3 protein-coding genes are annotated in these 2,148 nt (G+C 31.1%); all 3 read right to left on the reverse strand.

What is annotated here, in order from left to right; genetic code table 11:
- Positions 1–228 precede the first annotated feature (228 nt).
- The 3 genes from AMDU4_RS12605 to AMDU4_RS12615 all read right to left on the reverse strand — a co-directional run bounded on the left by AMDU4_RS12605 (position 229) and on the right by AMDU4_RS12615 (position 2,121).
- Positions 229–795: a winged helix-turn-helix domain-containing protein gene (locus AMDU4_RS12605; protein WP_021788322.1), complete on the reverse strand. Its 567-nt coding sequence runs from the start codon at positions 793–795 to the stop codon at positions 229–231.
- A 231-nt stretch (positions 796–1,026) separates the two neighbouring features.
- Complete coding sequence (locus AMDU4_RS12610; protein ID WP_021788323.1) at positions 1,027–1,677, reverse strand: winged helix-turn-helix domain-containing protein; 651 nt, start codon at positions 1,675–1,677, stop codon at positions 1,027–1,029.
- A 42-nt stretch (positions 1,678–1,719) separates the two neighbouring features.
- Positions 1,720–2,121 carry a signal peptidase I gene (locus AMDU4_RS12615; RefSeq protein WP_021788324.1) on the reverse strand — a complete coding sequence of 134 codons (402 nt, stop codon included), beginning with the start codon at positions 2,119–2,121 and terminating at the stop codon, positions 1,720–1,722.
- Positions 2,122–2,148: the final 27 nt, after the last annotated feature.

Genomic DNA, 2,148 nt, shown 5'->3' on the forward strand with positions numbered 1-2,148 from the left:
TTATAGATAAAATCTAATAACAGTTTTAAAAATAGAAGGTCTGTAATATTTTTATCCCCCTCGATAGAATGAAAAATTGTTCCTATTTTTCTTTTTAAATATAATAACACAAGAATCAGGGTTATCAGGTATAATCCCATCATATATGAAAATTCATACAATAATATCATAATACCATACCTAAATTTAAGGTATTAAACTACTATGTATGTCTGTTTTAAAACAAACTCAACTAATATGTATTTTTTTCAAATTATGCAGGTATTCCATTCCATCTGGAGTTATCCTATATTTCATTCCGGTTCTTTCTTCATTCTCTTCCAGTATTTCTCTTTTAATCATTGTTGCTATAAGATCAGTGGCATACTTATAATTTAGATTGCACATATATACGATCTTTGTAATAGGCATTGAATCATTGGATGCTATACCATCAAGTATTTCCTTTTCTATCTCCAGTCTAGACCTTTTTGAAGAATTTGTAAATGTCGTTTTTGTTTCATTCTTATTATTAGATTTTATAGAAATATTGCAAATGCCTGAATTGAAATTCAATGATTTCAAAAGTTTGATTTTATTCTTGGCAGCTAATCTTTTCACATTGCTGTCTATCATGCCCGAATATATGCCCACTAATGAGCTTATTTTAATATCTTCTGGAATCTCTAAGGTTTTTAGGATGTTAATCTTTTCAATAATATTCCCGCTGAGGAAAATGGCAAAAATTATCTTGTTGTCATAATCCTTTATGATTACCTCATAGTTAGAGCTAATATTCTTCTTATCGCCGCACAAATTCTAAATTTTTATAGAATGGTCATCATTATATAAGCTCATATATAATAAGTTTGTCATTAGTATTAGACTTTTTGTGTCAAAGATTATAATATTCCTTATATATACTATTAAATTCATATTCTAATAAACACGCTGTTTTCAGGACTTTCAATATATTACTCCAACAATACATGGTTTAAATATAATAATTATGGCAATGGTACAACAGCTATATTACATTAGAAATATCTATATACCATATAATCTCTGTACGTCTTCAAGATATTTCATTCCTTCCCTGGTGATCCTGTATTTTACCCCATTTTTATATTCTATATAATCAACAATTCCTTTCTCGATAAGGGTTTCCAAAAGTTTCATAGCATATCTATAGTTTAAATTACATTTGTATATTATTCTGGTGATATTCACGTCGTCATTATTTTTCAATAGTTGTAGAATTTCCCTCACTATAAATATTTTTTCGCGTCTCTCGATTTTCTCATATCCTTTTTCTATTTCTTTATCATAGCCATCAAAGAATTGGGCACCTGGTATTTTTATTATTTTTGCCATGTTACCTTCGTTCATTATTATTTTTTTATATAGTTTCATTCCGTATTTTAAAACTGTTTCCTTTATTTCAGGTCCTACAACACCACTGTATATAGCAATTTTTCTTTTGAATTTGTTCTTAGGCACCATATCTATAAACTCTTTTACCTTTTTCATTTTATTTTCATTACTACCTTTCAGCAATACTACCGGTATTCTCTCGTTAGTTTTCCTGGAGTGTATAATAAGGTCAAATTTGTATTCCTTTGAAACTCCGTCAAGTGGTTCGTTGTAGCTATCTTCCCATTCATTGCTGTCAAATACTATTTCAAGATTATTCACCATATCATTCACCCCTAAGAATATTATTTATAACACCATACATTTCTACCACCCTGTTCCATCTGGCTTCCATGATTTTTTACTCTTGCTCGGGTACAGTATAAGACCGGCCACACCCATGAAAATTATGGCTAAAATCACTTTGGAATAAATCAGTGCATATCCAAGATATGGTATAGAAAACAGAACATGACCTTTGACATCATATGTGGGTACCGGTTTAGGATCCTCTGATGGATTTGCAACCCCCTTTGTTCTGAAATATTCATGACCACCAATATAACATATGCGTATTACCTGGTGTGCAAATAATGTTCCGTTTTCCCAGGGTGCATTGAATACTATTATTTCCCCCACTTTCACCTGTGATGGTTTAACAGGTCCTACAAAGAGCACCGATCCAGGTTTTATTACAGGAGACATGCTTCCAGTAGGGTCTCCTATCACAAAGTAGCGTGATCAACAATTCCTGGG

The organism is Ferroplasma sp. Type II (assembly GCF_000496155.1).

Bases quoted from the DNA above. Each gene is read 5' to 3' on its own strand.
- AMDU4_RS12610 (WP_021788323.1), bottom strand. From the start codon at position 1,677: ATGGTGAATAATCTTGAAATAGTATTTGACAGCAATGAATGGGAAGAT.